Below are 1,908 nucleotides of genomic sequence, written 5' to 3'. Positions count from 1 at the left end.
TAGTAGGCAGTGCATCAGACCAATTCATTTCCTGGAAAATCAGGGTGCTAGGCACTGCCCACCACCCTCAGATTAATCAAAATGGTGTTTGATTATTCAACCTTCAACCTCCAACCTTCAACCTTCAACCAATTAACCTTCAACCTTCAACCTTCAACCTCCAACCTTCAACCAATTAACCTCCAACCTGAAAACCTTTTATTTCCGGCAATAGCGCTGGTTAACCGCATCAGCTCCACCGTCCTTCTCTTTAGCACACAGTAAAGTTTCCACCCATGGGTCATCTCGGGAGACTTCCCGGAAAAACTCATCAGGGTCTCCCGCTGAGGGAGTGGTAAACCTGGAGGAGAACAGGTCAGGTAACTGGGTCAGCAGAGCCACATCGAAACCATATCGACGTGTGGGTGCCATGTAATAGGGCAGTTGGCCACTAGCAGTGGCATAGGGCATGAAATTCGCACCGCCTCTCTGCCTACCAGTGATATCGTATCCAAATCGAGTGGGGACTGGCTCCTCACCAGCGTTCTCGTTGGCATGCACGAATGGAGCTGTATCATAGGCGGCACGCTTGAACTGGATTAGGGAGCCGCTGATCCGCACCGGGATACCTTCATTGTTGGCGCAGGTTCCGCCAGCTTGCCGCCAGTTTTCTAGGTAACGGACGAAGTTTTCTACACCACCGTTATATTCCTCTGGCCTTGGGGGACTATCACCCGAAGCAATCACTACATTGAAGGTTGCTCCGTCTTCATTGGCTCGCTGTGTCCAGCCATTTTCGATTTCCACACATTCCCCTCCTTCTATCGGGAGTGTGTTATCTCTTCCTCCAGGTTCATCGGTCAGGGAGTGAACTTGTAGGACTGGTACCAACATCGGTTGCTCTGTTGTTGGGTTTACTAATGGCCTTTGGTAAAACAGTGGTCTGTCCTGACCAAAGCTTAGTTGCCTTGGATCAGTATTGCTAGGGTTATTTTGATCTCTAGTTGTTCTATACCACAGAGCATGTGGTGCTAATCGAGGTCTGGTGGTAGCGCTGAAAGTATTGTATGGGTATTCTGCGACCCTCCCTGAATCATCTCCTCTTCCATCGATTCCGTTGATTCCCAGAAGAGTTGGAAGACCGCCATTAGTTATTAAATCCAAGTTATTGTCAGTATCCCGTAGGAAAGCAATGCGACGGGGATAGCGTCGATCGGCGGGATCTATGGCAGGTCTTGCGGTTGTGCCGGACAAAAGTCGATCGACAGTATAAGGAAGAGCTCCCGTACCGACAAGGTCACTAGCCCGTTCGTCTTCTCCTGCATCAAATGTCCTATTAGTATTACCATCAATGCCAACCACCCAGTCCTCAGGTCTACAAGCTGAAACCGGCACTCTGCGACAGATTTCCATCACATACTCTGGAAATTCCACCCGTCGCTGAATCGGAGTGACAAAATTGCTGAGGTAGGAACTGTTTACAGTTCTACCGTTCGGATTTGGTATAATACTAGGCTGAGGGTTGTCATTGACATCTTGAGTATCAATACCAGGAGTGCCGTCCACATCCCACCAGTTGGCACTAGTGACAAAATTATTGTCAAATATGCCATTAAGTTTTAGTCCTGCTGCAACAGTTATCTCAGACTCCGGAACGTTAGTGTCAGTTACATTACCATTACCATTGAGGTCAAAGCCAATCTCTGTTTCATTGAAAGCTGTTCTTAAGTTACCATTGCCGTCTACGTCATAACCATAGACAATTTGAGACTCTAGAACAGTGTCACTTTGATCACCATCGCCATTGAGATCAGCAACATATGTAGCTTCATTTGCAATGCCTATTAAAGTATCTGGTTGACCTGAATTAGGCGGTACCAGGTTACTACCCATTGGTATCCCCCTCAGGTCATAGTCCCCATCGGAGCG

1 pseudogene is annotated in these 1,908 nt (G+C 48.0%); it reads right to left on the bottom strand.

From position 1 onward, the window contains the following. Window positions 1-198 precede the first annotated feature (198 nt). Window positions 199-1,908, bottom strand: a pseudogene (locus tag F6K53_RS38985) (hypothetical protein); the annotation flags it as partial.

It is taken from the genome of Moorena sp. SIO4A1 (assembly GCF_010672065.1).
Classification (GTDB): domain Bacteria; phylum Cyanobacteriota; class Cyanobacteriia; order Cyanobacteriales; family Coleofasciculaceae; genus Moorena.
Note: the sequence above shows the minus strand (reverse complement) of the source record. Positions and strands in the feature narration are given on the sequence as shown.